Annotated in this window: 14 protein-coding genes; 9 read left to right on the plus strand and 5 right to left on the minus strand. The window is 61.4% G+C overall.

The window, feature by feature from the left end; all coding sequences use genetic code 11:
* Nucleotides 1-75: 75 nt before the first annotated feature.
* The gene (locus tag BMH52_RS22525) at nucleotides 76-702 is read right to left on the minus strand and encodes a Pr6Pr family membrane protein (RefSeq protein ID WP_073845109.1); all 627 of its coding nucleotides are present in this window, start codon (nucleotides 700-702) and stop codon (nucleotides 76-78) included.
* A gap of 4 nt (nucleotides 703-706) precedes the next feature.
* Complete coding sequence (locus BMH52_RS22530; RefSeq protein ID WP_072434241.1) at nucleotides 707-940, minus strand: VF530 family DNA-binding protein; 234 nt, start codon at nucleotides 938-940, stop codon at nucleotides 707-709.
* Between the two features lie 171 nt (nucleotides 941-1,111).
* On the opposite strand from BMH52_RS22530, the gene BMH52_RS22535 reads away from it, so the two are divergent.
* From BMH52_RS22535 to BMH52_RS22550, 4 genes are all read left to right on the plus strand, one after another.
* On the plus strand, nucleotides 1,112-3,130 hold the full coding sequence (locus tag BMH52_RS22535) for a TonB-dependent receptor (protein ID WP_073845111.1): 2,019 nt from the start codon (nucleotides 1,112-1,114) through the stop codon (nucleotides 3,128-3,130).
* 481 nt (nucleotides 3,131-3,611) lie between these two features.
* Nucleotides 3,612-6,029: a glucose/quinate/shikimate family membrane-bound PQQ-dependent dehydrogenase gene (locus tag BMH52_RS22540; protein ID WP_014717088.1), complete on the plus strand. Its 2,418-nt coding sequence runs from the start codon at nucleotides 3,612-3,614 to the stop codon at nucleotides 6,027-6,029.
* A gap of 167 nt (nucleotides 6,030-6,196) precedes the next feature.
* Nucleotides 6,197-7,042: a 2OG-Fe(II) oxygenase gene (locus tag BMH52_RS22545; RefSeq protein ID WP_038449041.1), complete on the plus strand. Its 846-nt coding sequence runs from the start codon at nucleotides 6,197-6,199 to the stop codon at nucleotides 7,040-7,042.
* 34 nt (nucleotides 7,043-7,076) lie between these two features.
* Nucleotides 7,077-8,483, plus strand: a complete 1,407-nt coding sequence (locus BMH52_RS22550; protein ID WP_073845113.1) for a pyridoxal-dependent decarboxylase — start codon at nucleotides 7,077-7,079, stop codon at nucleotides 8,481-8,483.
* Here the strand turns inward: BMH52_RS22550 and BMH52_RS22555 are convergent.
* Nucleotides 8,480-10,816 (minus strand): bifunctional diguanylate cyclase/phosphodiesterase, encoded by a 2,337-nt coding sequence (locus BMH52_RS22555; RefSeq protein WP_072434237.1) that lies wholly within the window; start codon nucleotides 10,814-10,816, stop codon nucleotides 8,480-8,482. The genes BMH52_RS22550 and BMH52_RS22555 overlap by 4 nt on opposite strands.
* Nucleotides 10,817-11,148: 332 nt before the next feature.
* Here BMH52_RS22555 and lon point away from each other — a divergent pair, with 332 nt between their 5' ends.
* From lon to cmoB, 5 genes are all read left to right on the plus strand, one after another.
* Entirely contained in the window at nucleotides 11,149-13,569 is a 2,421-nt protein-coding gene (gene lon / locus BMH52_RS22560; protein ID WP_019817668.1) for an endopeptidase La, read from the plus strand.
* 185 nt (nucleotides 13,570-13,754) lie between these two features.
* Nucleotides 13,755-14,144, plus strand: coding sequence for a protease inhibitor I42 family protein (locus BMH52_RS22565; protein WP_020301204.1), 390 nt, complete (start codon nucleotides 13,755-13,757; stop codon nucleotides 14,142-14,144).
* Nucleotide 14,145: 1 nt separating this feature from the next.
* On the plus strand, nucleotides 14,146-14,802 hold the full coding sequence (locus BMH52_RS22570; protein WP_014717081.1) for a lysoplasmalogenase: 657 nt from the start codon (nucleotides 14,146-14,148) through the stop codon (nucleotides 14,800-14,802).
* Between the two features lie 36 nt (nucleotides 14,803-14,838).
* Entirely contained in the window at nucleotides 14,839-15,582 is a 744-nt protein-coding gene (gene cmoA, locus BMH52_RS22575) for a carboxy-S-adenosyl-L-methionine synthase CmoA (protein ID WP_014717080.1), read from the plus strand.
* Nucleotides 15,579-16,535 carry a tRNA 5-methoxyuridine(34)/uridine 5-oxyacetic acid(34) synthase CmoB gene (gene cmoB, locus BMH52_RS22580; RefSeq protein WP_020301206.1) on the plus strand — a complete coding sequence of 319 codons (957 nt, stop codon included), beginning with the start codon at nucleotides 15,579-15,581 and terminating at the stop codon, nucleotides 16,533-16,535. The genes cmoA and cmoB overlap by 4 nt, the downstream gene beginning before the upstream one ends.
* Nucleotides 16,536-16,673: 138 nt before the next feature.
* Here cmoB and tadA read toward each other — a convergent pair whose 3' ends face one another.
* The gene (gene tadA / locus BMH52_RS22585; RefSeq protein ID WP_072434236.1) at nucleotides 16,674-17,174 is read right to left on the minus strand and encodes a tRNA adenosine(34) deaminase TadA; all 501 of its coding nucleotides are present in this window, start codon (nucleotides 17,172-17,174) and stop codon (nucleotides 16,674-16,676) included.
* On the minus strand, nucleotides 17,174-18,556 hold the full coding sequence (locus BMH52_RS22590; protein ID WP_038452078.1) for a multicopper oxidase family protein: 1,383 nt from the start codon (nucleotides 18,554-18,556) through the stop codon (nucleotides 17,174-17,176). The genes tadA and BMH52_RS22590 overlap by 1 nt, the downstream gene beginning before the upstream one ends.
* Nucleotides 18,557-18,693: the final 137 nt, after the last annotated feature.

The raw sequence follows: 18,693 nt of genomic DNA on the forward strand, positions 1-18,693 counted from the left end.
GTATCAGGCAGCAGATGTACTGGTTGCCCCATCGCCTTCGCGAGCAAGCCCGCTCCCACATTGACGGTGCTCACTTTAAGACGAGGATGATTTCAGGCGCCTATCCAGCCCCACCATCGCCAAAGCGATCACTATAAACCCTACCAAAATCCCTGCGGCATTCACAAACACCTGTGGATAACCGAGGCTGTCCACATCCATGAACGGGTACTGATACTGCCCGAGCATATGCCCCCGCAGCAGCACATAACCGAAGTACACCAATGGGTAGATCACCCAGCCGGCAATGTGTTTGAGCCGCAACGTACCCTTGGGCACACACCGCCACCAATACACCACAAACAACAGCGGCATGACGTCGTGCAACAATTCATCGGCGATAAATTGAAAGCCTTGCGGGCTCCACAGATGCCGCAGCAGCAGGTTGTAGGCCAGGCTCACCACCACGATGCTCGCGGCAATCGCGCTACTGATGCGGGGCGCGAGGAAAAACCGTTTGGCGGCAGAGTCGCGCTTGACCAGCGCGTAGCTGAACACCACGACCACCAGGGTATTGGTCAGCACGGTGAAGAAGCTGAAGAAACTGACCAGGCCGCCCAGCAAGCTCGCGCCACTGGTCCAGCGCGAATAGAGAATCAGGTATTGCTGGATCGCCAACCCCACCCAACCCGCCAAGGCTGCCGCTGCGACAAAGCGCTTCATGCCTTTAATCCATTGGGCGCTTGGTACGCATCAGCTTGACGTACAAACCTTCGACCTTTTCCCGCGCCCACGGGGTTTTGCGCAGGAAAGTCAGGCTCGACTTGATGCTCGGGTCACTCTTGAAGCAGCGGATATCAATGCGCTCGGCCAAGCCGCTCCACTCGTAATGCTCCACCAGGGTGGTGAGCACGTGTTGCAGGGTCACACCGTGGAGCGGGTCGTTGCTTGTCGCGGTCATGCCAGGCCTTTTGCAAAAAGAGGAAACACAGCCGCGCACCTTAGCCGACGGGGCGTGCAGGTGGAAGCATCGCATTGAATATAGCCCGCCAGGAAAAGTTCCCCTCCCCCACCAAAAAAGAGATGTTATATTGTAACTTAAATTATCAGTCATTTTGTCCAGGAATCTCCGATGTCGCTGCCTTCTCTCTGGCGCTTGTCGCCCCTCGCCGCCGCCCTGTTGATTGGCTCCCAGGCCCATGCCCTGGAACTGCCACCCCAAGTGGTCACTGGCAACCCGCTGGGCAGCGAACAGCTGGCCTCGCCCACTACTGTGCTGGAAGGCGATGACCTGACCCTGCAACAAAAAGGCAGCCTCGGTGAAACCCTGAACAAGCAGCCGGGCGTATCGTCTTCGTACTTTGGCCCGGGGGCCAGCCGCCCGATCATTCGCGGCCAGGACGGCGACCGCATTCGTATCCTGCGCAACGGTGTGGGGGCACTGGATGCCTCGTCGCTGTCCTACGACCACGCGGTACCGCTGGACCCGATCAACGTTGACCGCATTGAAATCGTGCGGGGCCCGGCCGCCTTACTGTACGGCGGCAGCGCCATCGGTGGGGTGGTCAACACCTTCGACAATCGCATCCCCACCGAGGCCATCGAAGGCATCCATGGCGCTGGCGAGTTGCGCTACGGCGGTGCCGACACCACCCGCAGCAGCGCGGGCAAGTTGGAGGCCGGCAACGGTACCTTCGCCCTGCACCTGGATGCCAATGGGCGCGAATTCAACGACCTTAAAATCCCAGGCTATGCCCGCAGCCGGCATGCACCGGAGAGCGAGAACGGCCCCGGCAAAAACGGGCGCCTGGGTAACAGCAATGGGCGCCAGGACGGCGGTGCGGTGGGCGGTTCCTACACTTGGGACGATGGTTATGCCGGGCTGTCCTACAGCAATTACGACAGTAACTACGGCTCACCCGCCGAGCAGGATGTGCGCATCCGCATGAAACAGGACCACTACGCCTTTGCGTCCGAGATCCGCAACCTGCAAGGGCCGTTTACCTCGGTGAAAATAGACGCCGGTTACACCGACTACGAACACCGGGAAATCGAAGGCGGCGAAACCGGCACCACCTTCAAGAACAAAGGCTATGAAGCCCGCGTTGAAGCCCGACACCAGCCGATTGGCCCGTTCGATGGCGTGGTCGGCGCCCAAGTGACGCGCAACGAATTCTCGGCCCTGGGCGAAGAAGCTTTCGTGCCACAGAGCGACACCAACGCCGGCGCGCTGTTTATCCTCGAAGAAATGCAAGCCACTGAACGCCTGAAACTCAGCCTCGGCGCACGCGTGGAACACACCAGCGTCGACCCGAACGCCAAAGGCAACGAGCGTTTTGCCAATGCCGACAAGAGCAATAACTTCACCGCCGGCAGCTTGTCGTCTGGCGCTGTCTACACCCTTACGCCGGTCTGGTCCCTGGCCGCCACCCTGGGCTACACCGAACGCGCACCGACCTTCTACGAGCTGTATGCCAACGGCGCCCACGTCGCCACCGGCACCTACGAGTTGGGCGATGCCAACCTGAAGAAAGAAAAAGCCGTGTCCAGCGACCTGGCGCTGCGCTTTGACAACGGCACCCACAAGGGCAGCTTTGGCGTGTTCTATAGCCGCTTCTCCAATTACATCGGTTTGCTCGGCACTGGCCGTACGCTAAACGACGAAGGTGAAGAGGACGCGGGCGGTATTCCCGAGTACGAATATTCTGGCGTACGAGCACGCTTCGCCGGCTTCGAAGCCCAGGATCACTGGAAGCTCGGCGAAGGCGCCTACGGCAAGTTCGCGCTGGAACTGTCGGGCGATTACACCCGCGCCACCAACCTGGACACCGGCGAAGCCTTGCCGCGCATTGCGCCCCTGCGTTTGAACAGCGGCTTGCTGTGGGAACTGGATCGCTGGCAGGCACGTATCGATGTGGAACATGCCGCAGGCCAAGGGCGCGTGCCGGATAACGAAAGCGGCACCGACGGCTACACCACCCTCGGCGCCAGCGCGGGGTATCGCTTCAATGTGGGCGGCAGCCAGTGGCTGGCCTTCGTCAACGGAGAAAACCTGACCAACCAGACCGTGCGCTATGCCAGCTCGATCCTGCGCGATATCGCGCCGGCGCCAGGTAGAAGCGTGCAGTTCGGCGTTCGCACTACCTTCTAATCATCACCGAAAATCCCCTGTGGGAGCGGGCTTGCTCGCGAAAGCGTTGGGTCAGTCAACATCAATGTTTGCTGGGCCGACGTCTTCGCAGGCAAGCCAGCTCCCACATTTGAACGTCGTTGCGTTGAGCATTGCGTTCGCTTGACTGATCGGTATTGGGGCGACTATCTGTCACTGTTACCAAAACTGAAATGATGCATCTTGCGATTCACCCTTTCTCAAAACGCCCCGCCGCATTATCCTTCGCAACAATCTGAAACGCTTCAGCTCCCGGTCGACTCCTTTTGCCGAATCTCTTTTTGCTCAAAGACAGCGCTGTCTTAATCCGACCTGCGCTCGGGAGTTTATTGCCTGCCTGTGGATAACCCGGTTACCCACAGAAAAAACCAAAAATAACGATGAACCAAGCCCGAGCCGAATCGTCATCTACAGTGAGTGAAGCACGGGGTTACATAATTCCAACGTAACGGAGAAACACACTATGAGCACTGATGGTGCCTCAAGCCCAAGCCGCCTGTTGCCCAGGCTGCTAGGCGTCTTGCTGCTGATCATGGGGCTGGCCTTGCTGGCTGGCGGCGTCAAGCTGAGCATGCTCGGCGGGTCGCTGTACTACCTGCTCGCCGGTATCGGCATCACCCTGACCGGCGTGTTGCTGCTGGCCACCCGCCGCGCCGCGCTGGGCTTGTACGCACTGGTGTTGTTCGCCAGCACCGTGTGGGCCTTGTGGGAAGTCGGCCTGGACTGGTGGCAGTTGGTGCCGCGCCTGGCCCTGCTGTTCGCCTTGGGCATCGTCATGCTGTTGCCGTGGTTTCGTCGTCCGTTGCTGCGTGGCCAAGCGGCCCCGCTGGGTACCGGCGCGCTGAGCGTTGCCGTGGTGCTGGCGGGCGCGACCGCCCTGGCCAGCCAATTCACCAACCCAGGTGAAATGGTCAAGACCGGCCAACTGGACCGCGACGCGGTGCCGGGTATGGCCAGCGCTGCGCCAACCCAGGCCGATGGCGACTGGAACTCCTATGGCCGCTCGGCCTTCGGTGACCGTTACTCGCCACTGGCACAGATCACCCCGGAGAACGCCCATAAGCTGGTGCCGGCGTGGACTTATCGCACGGGCGACATCCCTGGCCCAGGCGATCCCGGTGAAACCACCGCGGAAAATACCCCGCTGAAAGTCAATGGCATGCTCTACGTGTGCACACCGCACAGCCAAGTGATTGCCCTGGACCCGGATACCGGCAAGGAAATCTGGCGTTTCGACCCGAAGATCACCACCCAGGGTGCTGAGAGCTTCAAAGGTTGGGCGCACATGACCTGCCGTGGCGTGTCGTACCACGATGACGCCGCCTACGCTTCCGAGCAGAGCCCGACGGGCACTGCCAGCCCGGCCGCCGCTCCGAATGCCTGCCCGAAACGCATCTTCGTGCCGACCGCCGATACCCGTCTGATCGCCCTGAACGCCGACACCGGCAAGATGTGCGAAGACTTCGGTGACAAAGGTCAGGTCGACCTGCGTGCCAACATCGGTAGCTTCGCCCCAGGCGGTTACTACTCCACGTCGCCACCGGCCGTGACCAAGAACCTGGTCGTGATCGGCGGTCACGTGACCGACAACGTTTCCATCGACGAGCCAAGCGGCGTGATCCGCGCGTTCGACGTGCACACCGGCAAGCTGGTGTGGAACTGGGACAGCGGCAACCCGGACGACACCACCCCGTTGGCCGAGGGCAAGACCTACACCCGCAACTCGCCGAACATGTGGTCCATGTTCGCCGTGGATGAAAAACTCGGCATGCTCTACCTGCCGATGGGCAACCAGATGCCCGACCAGTACGGCGGCGACCGTACCGATGAGTCCGAGAAGTACGCCGCTGGCCTGACCGCCCTGGACATCGACACCGGCCACGTGAAGTGGACCTTCCAGTTCACCCACCACGACCTGTGGGACATGGACGTGGGCGGCCAGCCTTCGCTGATCGACATCAAGACCGCTGCGGGCGTGAAGCAGGCAGTGATGGCGTCGACCAAGCAAGGCAGCATCTACGTGCTGGACCGCGCCACTGGCCAGCCAGTGGTGCCCGTCAATGAAATCCCGGTGCCACAAGGCGCAGTGGCGGGCGACCGCACCTCCCCTACCCAACCCAAGTCCGACCTGAACTTCATGCCGCCGCCGTTGAAAGAACGCGACATGTGGGGCGTGACCCCGTTCGACCAGATGCTGTGCCGGATCGACTTCAAATCCATGCGCTACGACGGCCCGTTCACACCGCCGTCCCTGCAAGGTTCGATCGTGTACCCAGGCAACTTCGGCGTGTTCGACTGGGGCGGCATCTCAGTTGACCCGGTGCGCCAGATCGCCTTCGTGAACCCAAGCTACATGGCGTTCAAATCGAAGCTGATCCCGGCTGCCGACATTGCCAAGCAAGGCCCACGCGTCAGCGAAACCGAAGGCGTGCAGCCGAACAAAGGCGCTCCGTATGGTGTGATCCTTGAAGCGCTGCTGTCGCCGATGGGCCTGCCGTGTCAGGCACCGGCCTGGGGCTACGTGGCGGCGGTCGACCTGACCACCCACCAGACCATCTGGATGCACAAGAACGGCACCGTGCGTGATAGCTCGCCGGTTCCAATCCCACTGACCATGGGCGTGCCTAGCCTGGGCGGTACGTTCACCACCGCCGGTGGCGTCGCGTTCCTCAGCGGCACCCTGGACCAGTACCTGCGTGCCTATGACGTGAAAAACGGCAAGCAACTGTGGGAAGGCCGCCTGCCTGCAGGCGCGCAAACCACCCCGATGACCTACACCGGCAAGGACGGCAAGCAATACGTGCTGGTCATGGCGGGCGGTCACGGCTCCCTGGGGACCAAGCAGGGTGACTATGTAATGGCGTTCAAACTGCCGGATTAAGCAACGCTGGCGGTACAAAAAAGCGGCGGCCCGAATGGGCAGCCGCTTTTTTTTGCCTGCCGAAAATGCCCCAGCGTTTCCCCTCAGCCCTTTAAAACTAATTTAGTGCGCACGCCCTGCGTAATACAAAAGGCGTACGGATAAAACTTTAAAGGGAGCTTCACTGCATGACGGACCATGTCGCTACAAAACCGATGCTTTCCACCCCCACAAAAATCCTGGAGCTTGAACACCTCAATACTGCCAGTTTGAAAAAACTCATCAGTGGCGAAGTGCTTGCCATTCGGGTACCTGAATTTGCCAACGCAACCACCAGCGCACGGTTGATTCAGGCCATCGACGATACCGCCACCCTGGAACACTACGGCCATGAAACCTACGAAGAGGGGCGCGTCGTTCAGCACTTCTACGGTGTGCATCGCTGGGGCACGCCGTTCAACTCCACGTACGGCAAGGCCGCCGGCGGTGACGCCCAAGAAAAATATTATGCAGACGCGGCCCGTATGCGCGGCCTTATCGACAGCCTCTGTGCGCCGCAAACGCCGCCCATTCAACAGCTGATGGAACAGTTCCAGGCGCTCTGGCCGCAAGGTGCAACAGCCGCTGCGTTCCAGGGCCGCCCAATGTTTTGCGGGATCATCCGCGTCATGTTCCCGGAGACGGCGCACCTCTCGGAAACGGTGCCCCATGTGGATTGCCTGCCCCGCACAGTCGCTGAACTGCAGCATCAATTCAGCGCCAATATCTACCTGCAAACACCGCCTTCGGGGGGCGAGTTGGTCATCTGGGATACCCAAGCCTTTGGCTATGAGGAGGTCAAGCGCTTCGAGGGGGCCCAACTGCCCGAACAGTGTTTACAAAAACCGCTGCGCATCCGCCCACGCCAGAACGAACTGGTGCTCATCAATACCCGCCGCCCCCACGCCATCTGTGGGTTCGATTCGGGAAAACGCGTCAGCATGCAGTCGTTTATTGGCTATAACGCCGGCGAACCGTTTTACTTCTGGTGCTAATACTTTTATTGCTCGTGCACATGGACGTTTATCTATGACCCCCGAAGAATTCCGCCAACATGGCTATGCCATGATCGACCTGATTGCAGACTACCGACAGAACATCGAACAACGCGGCGTGCAGCCCACCACCCAACCTGGCGAGATCAAAGCCGCCCTGCCGGTCAGCCCGCCTGAAACCGCCGAACCGTTCGAACAGATCATGGGCGATGTCGAAAAACTGATCATGCCCGGCTTGCTGCATTGGCAGCATCCCAGTTTCTTCGGGTTCTTCCCTTCCAATGTGGAACTGTCCTCAGTGCTGGGCGATTGCCTGAGCACCGGCCTGGGTGTGATTGGGTTGTCCTGGCAATCCAGCCCGGCCCTCACCGAAATCGAAGAAGTCACCACCGATTGGCTGCGCGACATGCTCGGCCTGGGCAGCACGTGGAGCGGTGTGATCCAGGACTCTGCGTCCACGTCCACGCTGGTGGCGCTTATCAGCGCCCGGGAACGCAGCTCCGATTACGCGCTGATGCACAACGGCCTGCAAAACAGCGGCGCGCCCCTGATCGTCTACACCTCAGCCCATGCCCACAGCTCGGTCAACAAGGCGGCGATCCTGGCCGGATTCGGCCAGAACCATATCCGCACCATCGCCACCGATGCACACAATGCAATGTCGCCCCTGGCACTGGCGCACGCCATCGAACAGGACCTGACCGCCGGCAACACGCCCTGCGTGGTGATTGCCACCACCGGCACCACGGCCGCCATGGCGATCGACCCTCTGGCGGCCATTGGCGACCTGACCCTACGCCACGGCCTGTGGCTGCATGTAGACTCGGCCATGGCTGGCGCCGCGATGATCCTGCCAGAATGCCGGGCCTTGTGGCATGGCATCGAAAAGGCTGACTCCCTAGTGCTCAACCCGCACAAATGGCTGGGCGCGGCCTTCGATTGCTCGGTGTATTTCGTGCGCGACCCCGAGCATTTGATTCGCATCATGACCACCAACCCGAGTTACCTGCAGTCCAGCGCAGACGGCCAAGTGCGAAACTACCGTGACTGGCGGATCTCTCTGGGCAGCCGTTTCCGCGCTTTGAAGTTGTGGTTCCTGATACGCGAGCAAGGCGTCAGCGGCCTGCAAGCGCGGTTGCGGCGAGACCTGGCCAATGCGCGCTGGCTGGCAGAGCAGATCGAAGCCAGCGAACACTGGACGCTGGTGGCCACGCCCGCCTTGCAAACCTTGTGCATTCGCCATGAGCCGCCGGGTTTGCAAGGCCAGGCACTGGACCATCACACCCGAGCCTGGGCAGAAAAACTCAACCAGTCAGGCGATGCCTACGTCACCCCCGCCCTCCTCGATGAGCGCTGGATGGTGAGGGTGTCCATCGGCGCGCTGGGCACCGAACGCCAGCATGTTCAAAGGTTGTGGGCGCGGTTGCAAACACTGGTCTAAGTAGGCACCCGCTCACGCCGCAACCACCGCTCGAACGCCATGGCGTTGAGCGGCCGGCTGATCAGGTAGCCCTGGGCCGTGTCGCAGTTCCAGCGTTTGAGCAAGGTGAGGCTGTGCTCGAACTCCACGCCCTCGGCCACCACCTTGAGCCCCAGGCTATGACTCATCTCGATGGTGGAACGCACGATCACGCCGTCGCCGCTGGTGCTGTCGAGGTTGCGCACAAAGGACTGGTCGATCTTCAGCTCTTGCACCGGTAGGCGCTGCAATTGGGCGAGGGACGAGTAGCCGGTGCCGAAATCATCCACCGACAGGCTGATTCCGCAATTGCGCAGCTGCTCCAGCACGCTGAGGGCCTGCTGCGGGTTGTGCATGATGGCGCTCTCGGTGATTTCAAAAATCAAATGCTCGGCGTCCACGTGGTATTGGGCCAATAGCGCAGTGACGCGAATCGCCAAGTCATCATCCGCCAAGTCGTTCACGGAGATATTCACCGACAGTTGGATAACCAGCCCACGCTGCGCCCATTCGGCAATCTGGCGGATGGCTTCCTCGATCACCCACAGCGTTAGCGCGCTCATGCTACCGGTGCGTTCGGCCAGGGGAATGAACTCCCCGGGGGACACTTGCCCCAGCGTCGGGTGTTGCCAACGCAGCAAGGCTTCAGCCTGGCTCACATGGCCGTGCCGCAGATCGAGCTTGGGCTGGTAGCACAGGTACAACTCGCCTTCGATCACGGCGCGGCGCAAGTCGCGAATCAGGGTGATCTGGCGTTGGTGGGCGAGGTCGCGGTCCGGTTGGTAGATCTGCAAATGCCCCGGCAGGTTGGCCGCGTCGTGCCGGGCGATAGCCGCGCGGTTGATCAATTCTTCCACCTGTTGCCCATCAGCAGGGTATGCGGCGATGCCGATGCTCACTTCATGGCGCACTTCGTCATTGCCGATGCGCAGGGGTTCGGTCAACGCCCCATGCAACTGGTCGGCGCGGGCCACGGCAGAGTCGATCTCGGTGTTTTCCAGCAGCAACAAAAACTCACTGCCGGCGATGCGTGCGGCGGTGTCGCTGGCCAACAGGCTGCTGGACAAGCAGCGGCTGGCCTCGCACAACATGTGCTCGACACCTTCGGGGCCAAACCCTTCGTTGATGACCCGGTAGTTTTCAATCCCCACGTACAGCAACACCACCGGCCGCCGTGCGCTGATCGCGCTGCCCAGGCGCTCCATGGCCAGGGCGCGGTTGGGCAGGCCGGTGAGCGGGTCATGCAAGGCATTGTGGGCCAGTTGCCGCTCGCGCAGGGCGATGCCGCTTTGCATGGCATTGAACGCACGCGCCAGCAGGCCGAACTCGTCGTGGCTACGCACCCGCACCGGGGTACGGTAGTCACCAGCCCCGATCCGTTCAGCGGCTTGCACCAGCGCATTGAGCGGGCGTGACACTCGCCGCGCCAGGAATAATGCCACCGCCAGCGAGACCAGCAGCACCGCCAGGGCAATCCCCATGAACTGCCGGTCCAGCGGCGCGAAGGATTCCAGCGCATGGTCCAGCGGGCTTTGCAGCAACACGCGCACTTCATCGCCTTCGCCGCTGTTGGCCAAGGGCAACACTTGGCTGAGCACACGCTGGCCGTGGAACAGCTGGATCTTCGCCTCAGGATCGACCTGCGTGCCATGCAAGAGGCTGATGATGCTTGGGCGCCAATTGCCAGGGTGGGTGGTGAACAGCTGACCGAGATGGCCGTCCTGCACACTGAGGAACGACACCTCCAGGTTGCTCATGGAGCGCAGTTCATGGGCGAATTGCGTGTCCATGGGAAAGCCCATGACCACGCGTGCGATCGGCACAGGCCCGAGCACATCTTTTTGCACCAGCAAATAGGGGCGCCCGGCCATGGCGACGATCAACATTTGCTGGCCGCTGCGCCGCGCCTTGCGCAAGGCATCGGCATACGGGAACAGCTGGCCGCGCGTCTGCATCAGCAGGGTGCTGACCATGACCCTGTCATCCAGGCCCAGCACCATCACTTCGCTGGAACTGACCCCGGTGCCATGGGTGCCCAGGGCCTCCAGGATCGGCAGCGTCCGGCCGCCGGCCACCGCCTGCTTGAACGGCCCATCGGCGGTGAGCCAGTCCAACCCGTACTGCAAGCGCCGCCCGCGCAGGTCCAGCAGGCGCTCGAACACCTGCCGCCCCGTGTTCAGCTGTACGTCGGCCTGGTTCTCCACCGCCCGAGTGGTGGCAGCGTTCACGGCAAAATAGGTGGCGGCCACGACCACCAGTAACAACAGCGCCAGCACCCCGGCTATGCGGGTCTGAAACGTGTGGCGCCAATGCATGGCCGCGCCCTCGGGCCGTGCTCGTCGCTCTTGGCCCTGCTTTCCTTGTGTCATACGCGTCCCTGCCGACTGCTAACCGGCGTCAAAAAAACATCCTTTTTAATGGATTATTTTATTTAGGCAGGTTAGCTGGGACTGAGGATAAGTAAACCCAATAAAAGCTGGGCCTGACTGTCATATTATTGACGATCAATTCGAGAAGCGGAGGGGTAAAGTACGTTGACCCCACCTCTCCCGTTATTTCATGCAAATTGTTGCTAACGACGCCGCCCCATTGAAACCACCGCAACCCCGCCCCATCTAACCTGCATACTTACTGATGCAGGTGCCCCATGAGCGACCAGCAAGAATTTCCAGATTACGACCTCAACGATTACGCCGACCCCGAAAACGCCGAAACCTCCTCGTCCAACACCGGCCTGGCGCTGCCTGGGCAAAACCTGCCGGACAAGGTTTACATCATCCCGATCCACAACCGGCCGTTTTTCCCGGCCCAAGTGTTGCCGGTGATCGTCAATGAAGAGCCCTGGGCCGAAACCCTGGAGTTGGTGAGCAAATCCGACCACCACTCCCTTGCGCTGTTTTTCATGGACACGCCGCCCGAAGACCCACGCCACTTCGACACCTCCGCCCTGCCGCTGTACGGCACCCTGGTGAAGGTGCACCACGCCAGCCGCGAGAACGGCAAGCTGCAGTTCGTCGCCCAGGGCCTGACCCGCGTGCGCATCAAGACCTGGCTCAAGCACCACCGCCCACCGTACCTGGTGGAAGTCGAATACCCGCACCAGCCCAGCGAGCCGACCGATGAGGTCAAGGCCTACGGCATGGCGCTGATCAATGCGATCAAGGAACTGCTGCCCCTCAACCCGCTGTACAGCGAAGAGTTGAAGAACTACCTCAACCGCTTCAGCCCCAACGACCCGTCGCCGCTCACCGACTTTGCCGCCGCCCTCACCTCGGCGACAGGTAATGAACTGCAGGAAGTGCTGGACTGCGTGCCCATGCTCAAACGCATGGAAAAAGTGCTGCCGATGCTGCGCAAAGAGGTAGAAGTCGCGCGTCTGCAAAAAGAGCTCTCCGCCGAGGTAAACCGCAAGATCGGCGAGCACCAGCGTGAGTTCTTCCTCAAGGAACAACTCAAGGTCATCCAGCAGGAGCTGGGCCTGACCAAGGACGATCGCAGCGCCGACGTCGAACAGTTCGAACAGCGCCTGCAAGGCAAAGTGCTGCCGGCGCAAGCGAAAAAACGCATTGATGAAGAACTGAACAAACTGTCGATCCTGGAAACCGGTTCGCCGGAATACGCCGTCACGCGCAACTACCTGGACTGGGCCACCTCGGTGCCGTGGGGCGTGTACGGTGAAGACAAACTCGACCTCAAGCACGCGCGCAAAGTGCTCGACAAGCACCATGCGGGCCTGGATGACATCAAGAGCCGCATCCTCGAATTCCTCGCCGTGGGCGCCTACAAAGGCGAAGTCGCCGGTTCCATCGTGTTGCTGGTGGGCCCGCCCGGCGTGGGCAAGACGAGTGTGGGCAAGTCCATCGCCGAATCCCTGGGGCGGCCGTTCTATCGCTTCAGTGTTGGCGGCATGCGCGACGAGGCCGAGATCAAGGGCCACCGGCGCACCTACATCGGCGCCCTGCCCGGCAAGCTGGTGCAGGCGTTGAAAGACGTGGAAGTGATGAACCCGGTGATCATGCTCGACGAAATCGACAAGATGGGCCAGAGCTTCCAGGGCGACCCGGCGTCGGCGTTGCTGGAAACCCTGGACCCGGAACAGAACGTCGAATTCCTCGACCATTACCTGGACCTGCGCCTGGACCTGTCCAAAGTGCTGTTTGTGTGCACCGCCAACACCCTGGACTCGATCCCGGGCCCGTTGCTGGACCGCATGGAAGTAATTCGCCTGTCGGGCTATATCACCGAAGAAAAAGTCGCCATCGCCAAGCGCCACCTGTGGCCCAAGCAGTTGGAAAAAGCCGGCGTGGCCAAAAACAGCCTGACCATCACCGACGGCGCCCTGCGCGCATTGATCGATGGTTATGCTCGGGAAGCCGGCGTGCGCCAACTGGAGAAGCAACTGGGCAAGCTGGTGCGCAAGGCGGTGGTCAAGCTGCTGGATGAACCGGAGTCGGTGATCAAGATCGGCAACAAGGACCTGGAAAGCTCCCTGGGCATGCCGGTATTCCGTAATGAGCAAGTGCTGTCCGGCACCGGCGTGATTACCGGCCTGGCCTGGACCAGCATGGGCGGCGCCACCTTGCCGATCGAAGCGACGCGCATCCACACGCTCAATCGCGGCTTCAAGCTCACCGGGCAGTTGGGTGAAGTGATGAAAGAGTCCGCCGAAATCGCCTACAGCTACATCAGTTCCAACCTGAAGTCGTTTGGCGGCGATGCGAAATTCTTCGACGAGGCCTTCGTGCACTTGCACGTGCCGGAAGGCGCCACGCCGAAAGACGGCCCGAGTGCCGGCGTGACCATGGCCAGTGCGTTGCTGTCCCTGGCCCGCAACCAACCGCCGAAAAAAGGCGTGGCGATGACCGGCGAACTGACCTTGACCGGGCATGTACTGCCGATTGGCGGGGTGCGCGAGAAGGTGATCGCGGCGCGGCGCCAGAAGATTCACGAGTTGATCTTGCCGGAGCCCAACCGTGGCAGCTTTGAAGAGCTGCCGGACTATTTGAAGGAAGGGATGACGGTGCACTTTGCCAAGCGGTTTGCGGATGTGGCGAAGGTGCTCTTCTGACGGTTATGTAGTGCCTGAGCTGGCCCTTTCGCGAGCAAGCCCGCTCCCACATTTGATCGCATTCCAAATGTGGGAGCGGGCTTGCTCGCGAAGAGGCCAGCCAGATCAACGCAAAAACCCACCTTGTCACACCTTGTCTCATCTTCGGTTATGCTCCCCCTTCGTCGTGTATTAACGGAGCCTTCATGACCGCTGCCCGCCTGTTTCTCCCCTTGAGCCTTGCCCTGCTGGCCGCATGCGCCAGTGCCCCCAAGCAAAACGTCAGCGTGGACAACCAGAGCGCCTGCCCGCTCCAGCTTAAAAACGGGCAAAACCTGATCCTCACCCTGCCCAGCAACCCCACCACCGGTTACCGCTGGGCCATCCAGGACTCCGCGGGCGGCGTGTTGCGCGCCTTGAGCCCTGAGGTCTACAGCAGCACCGAGTCCGGCGTGATCGGCGGGGGCGGCCAGTCCACCTGGCGCTTCCAGGCGTTTGCCCCAGGGCAAGGGCGTTTGCGCCTGACATCCCAGCAACCTTGGGAGCCGGAGGCCGAACCTGTCGAAACCTTTGACTGCGCCATTACGGTGAACTGATATGCCCTGGCTGATCCTTGCCTTGATGGGCGCCGGCACCTTTGTCTACGGCCTGGCGACCCATGCAACGCTGCTGTGCCTGCTGGTCAAGCCGCTGCCGGTGCTGGCGCTGCTGGGTTGGCTGCATGACGCGCCGCCCACCGAGTATCGACGCTGGATCAGCCTGGGGTTGATTTTTTCCGTGGTGGGCGACGTGTTACTTGCCTGGCCAGGCGACCTGTTTATCTTTGGCCTGGGCGCGTTTCTGTTCGCGCATTTGGCTTATCTCAAAGCTTATTTCAGTGACTGTCGGCGCTTGGCGCTGCTGCCGCTGGTGCTGGCCCTCGGCGTAGGCGCAATCTTGCTGAGCATCCTGATCTCCCACGGCCTCGGTGAACTGCTGATACCGGTGGTGGTTTACGCGCTGGTGATCAGCGCCATGCTCTGGCGTGCTTTGGCGCGACTGGGCAGCGAGGTGCCCAAACGTTCAGCGTGGCTGGCGGCGGTGGGTGCGGTGTCGTTTGTGGTTTCCGACGCGCTGATCGGCATCAACCGGTTTGTGCTGGCGTTCGAGGCAGCGCCGTATTTGCTGATCACCACCTACTGGCTCGGGCAGTGGGGCATCACCGCCTCGGCTTTCCATCAGACAACCCGCGCATCCGAGGAGCAACTTGGCTAAAATGCCGGCCTTTCCCCCATCGTCGCCGGAACAGCCGTGAGCAAAGAACCCGATCGCCTATTCGCCCAGCCCCTGCCCCAGGTGCCGGACTTCGCCTTTAACGAGGATGTGGTGCGGGTGTTCCCGGACATGATCAAGCGCTCGGTGCCGGGCTACCCCACCATCGTCGAAAACCTCGGCGTGCTGGCCGCGCAATTTGCCCAACCGGGTAGCGTGCTGTATGACCTGGGCTCTTCCCTGGGCGCCGTGACCCAAGCCCTGCGTCGCCATGTACGCACCGAGGGTTGCCGGGTGATCGCCGTGGATAACTCCGCCGCGATGGTCGAGCGCTGCCGCGAATACCTCAATGGCCAGGACTCGATGTTCCAGGAGTTGCTGCCGGTGGAGGTGATCGAGGGCGACATCCTCGCCCTGCAATTCAAGCCCGCCTCGGTGGTGGCCCTGAACTTCACCCTGCAATTTATCGCCCCCCAGGAGCGTCTGGCGTTGCTGGGGCGCATTCGCCAGGCGCTGCTGCCGGGCGGGGCGTTGATCCTCTCGGAAAAGCTGCGCTTTAACGATGTTGAAGAGCACGCGCTGCTGACCGACCTGCATATCGCCTTCAAACGCGCCAACGGCTACAGCGAACTGGAAATCGCCCAGAAGCGCAGCGCCATCGAAAACGTCATGAAGCCCGACAGCCTCGAAGAACACCGCGAACGCCTGCTGGCGGCCGGGTTCTCGAAAGTCGTGCCGTGGTTCCAGTGTCTTAACTTTGCCTCGTTGATTGCCTTGCCATGATTGATTTGTCCCCCCTCGCCCGCCATCTGGTCGGCACTCCCCTGGCCGTGTGGGCCCAGGGCCTGCAAGCGCAGCTCGATAGCAAGATGGAAAAAGGCCATGGCGACCTGGAGCGCTGGCAGAGCGCCTTGGATGCACTGCCGAAGATCCAGCCCAACAGCGTAGATTTGCTCAACGGCCTGGTGCTGGACACCGATTGCGACGACGCCACCCGCGAACAGATGCACACGGCGCTGATGGGCCTGAGCCCCTGGCGCAAAGGCCCGTTCCATCTGTTCGGCGTGCATGTGGACACCGAGTGGCGTTCGGACTGGAAGTGGTCGCGGGTGGCGCCGCACCTGAACCTCAAAGGCAAGCGCATCCTCGACGTGGGCTGCGGCAACGGCTACTACATGTGGCGCATGCTCGGCGCCGGGGCCGACAGCGTGATTGGCGTGGACCCCAACTGGCTGTTCTTCTGCCAGTTCCAGGCAGTGCAGCGCTACTTGTCCGAGCCCAAGGCCTGGCACCTGCCGTTCCCGTTCGAAGACTTGCCGGCGAACCTGGAAGGCTTTGACACGGTATTTTCCATGGGCGTGTTCTACCACCGCCGCTCGCCCATCGAGCATCTACTGGCGTTGAAGGACACCCTGGTCAAGGGCGGCGAGTTGGTGTTGGAAACATTGGTGGTGGAAGGCGACCAACAACAAGTGCTGGTGCCAGAAGACCGTTACGCCCAGATGCGCAACGTGTGGTTCTTGCCGTCGGTGCCGGCGTTGATGCTGTGGCTGCGCCGGGCCGGGTTCAGTGATGTGCGGTGCGTGGATGTGAGCGTGACCACGGTTGAGGAGCAGCGTGGAACGCAGTGGATGAAGTATCAGTCGCTGAGTGATTTCCTGGACCCTGAGGATCACAGCAAGACCATTGAAGGGCTGCCGGCACCGATGCGGGCGGTGATCATCGCGCGCAAATAACCCGCCGATCTTCTTGAATAAATGGAGATCAAACTGTGGGAGCGGGCTTGCTCGCGAATGCGGTGTGTCAGTCAAAGATAATGTGACTGACACACCGCATTCGCGAGCAAGCCCGCTCCCACATGGGTTTTTTCAGTGTCAGTTAGAAGGTGGCTTGGCCCGGCGAGCCTTGAAGAACTCGCTCAGGACAGCCCCACACTCCTCGGCCAATACCCCGCCCTCAAACAACACCCGATGGTTAAGAAAACCCTGGGTAAAAAACTGCCCCTGGCTTTGCACGATGCCCGCCTTCGGCTCCAACGCGCCATACACCACCCGCGCCACCCGCGAATGCACGATCAGCCCGGCACACATGCTGCACGGTTCCAGCGTCACGTACAGCGTGCTGCCCACCAGCCGATAGTTACTGATCGCTTGTGCAGCAGCGCGGATCGCGACCATTTCGGCATGGGCGCTGGGGTCGTTGCCACTGATGGGGCAGTTGAAGCCGCGGCCGATGATTTCACCGCCCTGCACCAGCACCGCACCCACCGGCACTTCGCCCAATGCAGCACCTTGGGCGGCGAGCGCCAGGGCTTCGCGCATAAAGTCCTGGTCGCGGCTGCGGTCGATAATCGCGGCGGGACGAATCTGGCGCATCACGCCACCTCGATGGCGGCCATCAGGCCGGTTTCCATGTGGTCGATCACATGGCAATGGAACATCCACACCCCTGGGTTATCCGCCACCAAGGCCACGCGGGCGCGTTCGTTCTTGCCCAGCAGATAGGTGTCGGTGAAATACGGGATCACCTTGTGGCGGTTGGACGCAAGCACCTTGAAGCTCATGCCGTGCAGGTGGATCGGGTGCTGGTATTGGGTCATGTTCTTCAATTCGAAAATGTAGCTCTTGCCCTTCTCCAGCTTGGCAATCGGGCGGTCGGCACAGGTCTTGTCGGTGATGTCCCAGGCCTGGCCGTTGATCTGCCACAGGCTCGGCGGCTTGCCGTTTTCGACGTTGACCGACACTGAGCCGACCCATTCGAAATTGAAGTTGAGTTTCTCGGCATTGGCCAGGTCTGGCTCGGCAACCGGGTTGGCCGGCAATGCCGGTGGCCATGCGGTAGGCGCGTCGGTATTGGCGACAGAGCGGAAGGTGCCAAGGCGCACCGGGCCGTTGCGCAGCGACAGTTCTTCGCCCGCCGGTGGCGCCTTGATCGCCAGGCAAATACGCATGCCCGGGCCCAGCCAATATTCCTTGCCCAACGGGCGCGGCTCGATGGGGTTGCCGTCCAACGCGTAGATCTGCGCTTCGACCCCGGGAATATTGAGGCGATAGGTCACAGTGTTATCGAGGTTGAGCAGGCGCACGCGGGTGATTTGCCCAGCCGGCAGGTCGATGACCGCCTGGGGCACCCCATTGATGGTCGACAGGCGCCCGGCCGTGCCGCCACGCGCCGCTTCACGGGGGATGCTGAACTCGACAAACGCGCCCTCTTCGTCGATGTGCCAGTTCTTCAGGCTCAAGGTGCGTTCGTACTTGAAACCGGTGGGTTCGCGCTCTTCCACGATCAACGGGCCGACCAGGCCACGGCCGAGTTCTTCGCTGCTGCTCACGTGAGGGTGATACCAGTAGCTGCCGGCATCGGGTACGCGGAATTTATAGTCGAAGTATTCGCCAGGCAGCACCGGCAATTGCGAGACGTAGGGCACGCCGTCCATTTCCAGCGGCAGGCGGATGCCGTGCCAGTGGATGGTAGTGGCGACTGGAAGATGGTTGATAAAGCGCACCCGCAGCCACTCGCCTTGGCGCACCCGCAACTCGGTGCCTGGCGCCGAAGGGCCGAACGCCCAGGCTGGGGTTTTGTGCCCCGGCACCAACTCTACGTCCAGGGGCGCGGCGATCAGCTCGTAATCGTGCCCCGCCTCGGACTCAGCGACTTTCCCCAGCCAGTAGCGGTAGCCACCACCGGCACCGACGCCTACTACGGCCAGGCCAGCAAGACCACCCAGGATTTGTCGACGGGAAAAGGATCGGGACACAACAACCTCGCGTATCTGCCGCAGGCCAAGGGCCCGCAAAGGGCTGATACGATACACCTGCGTCGGCTAAACAGTAAGGCTTCGCATTGCCGCATGGCGCAATTGTAAAACCCGATGAAGATCAAATGTGGGAGCGG

Origin of the sequence: Pseudomonas sp. BTN1 (assembly GCF_001907715.1) — a bacterium.
Classification (GTDB): Bacteria; Pseudomonadota; Gammaproteobacteria; order Pseudomonadales; family Pseudomonadaceae; genus Aquipseudomonas; species Aquipseudomonas paracarnis.

What these genes read in the sequence shown, in the direction of transcription:
- BMH52_RS22525 (WP_073845109.1), bottom strand. Translation starts at nt 702, where the DNA reads ATGAAGCGCTTTGTCGCAGCGGCAGCCTTGGCGGGTTGGGTGGGGTTG.
- BMH52_RS22530 (WP_072434241.1), bottom strand. Translation starts at nt 940, where the DNA reads ATGACCGCGACAAGCAACGACCCGCTCCACGGTGTGACCCTGCAACAC.
- BMH52_RS22535 (WP_073845111.1), top strand. Translation starts at nt 1,112, where the DNA reads ATGTCGCTGCCTTCTCTCTGGCGCTTGTCGCCCCTCGCCGCCGCCCTG.
- BMH52_RS22540 (WP_014717088.1), top strand. Translation starts at nt 3,612, where the DNA reads ATGAGCACTGATGGTGCCTCAAGCCCAAGCCGCCTGTTGCCCAGGCTG.
- BMH52_RS22545 (WP_038449041.1), top strand. Translation starts at nt 6,197, where the DNA reads ATGACGGACCATGTCGCTACAAAACCGATGCTTTCCACCCCCACAAAA.
- BMH52_RS22550 (WP_073845113.1), top strand. Translation starts at nt 7,077, where the DNA reads ATGACCCCCGAAGAATTCCGCCAACATGGCTATGCCATGATCGACCTG.
- BMH52_RS22555 (WP_072434237.1), bottom strand. Translation starts at nt 10,816, where the DNA reads ATGCATTGGCGCCACACGTTTCAGACCCGCATAGCCGGGGTGCTGGCG.
- lon (WP_019817668.1), top strand. Translation starts at nt 11,149, where the DNA reads ATGAGCGACCAGCAAGAATTTCCAGATTACGACCTCAACGATTACGCC.
- BMH52_RS22565 (WP_020301204.1), top strand. Translation starts at nt 13,755, where the DNA reads ATGACCGCTGCCCGCCTGTTTCTCCCCTTGAGCCTTGCCCTGCTGGCC.
- BMH52_RS22570 (WP_014717081.1), top strand. Translation starts at nt 14,146, where the DNA reads ATGCCCTGGCTGATCCTTGCCTTGATGGGCGCCGGCACCTTTGTCTAC.
- cmoB (WP_020301206.1), top strand. Translation starts at nt 15,579, where the DNA reads ATGATTGATTTGTCCCCCCTCGCCCGCCATCTGGTCGGCACTCCCCTG.
- tadA (WP_072434236.1), bottom strand. Translation starts at nt 17,174, where the DNA reads ATGCGCCAGATTCGTCCCGCCGCGATTATCGACCGCAGCCGCGACCAG.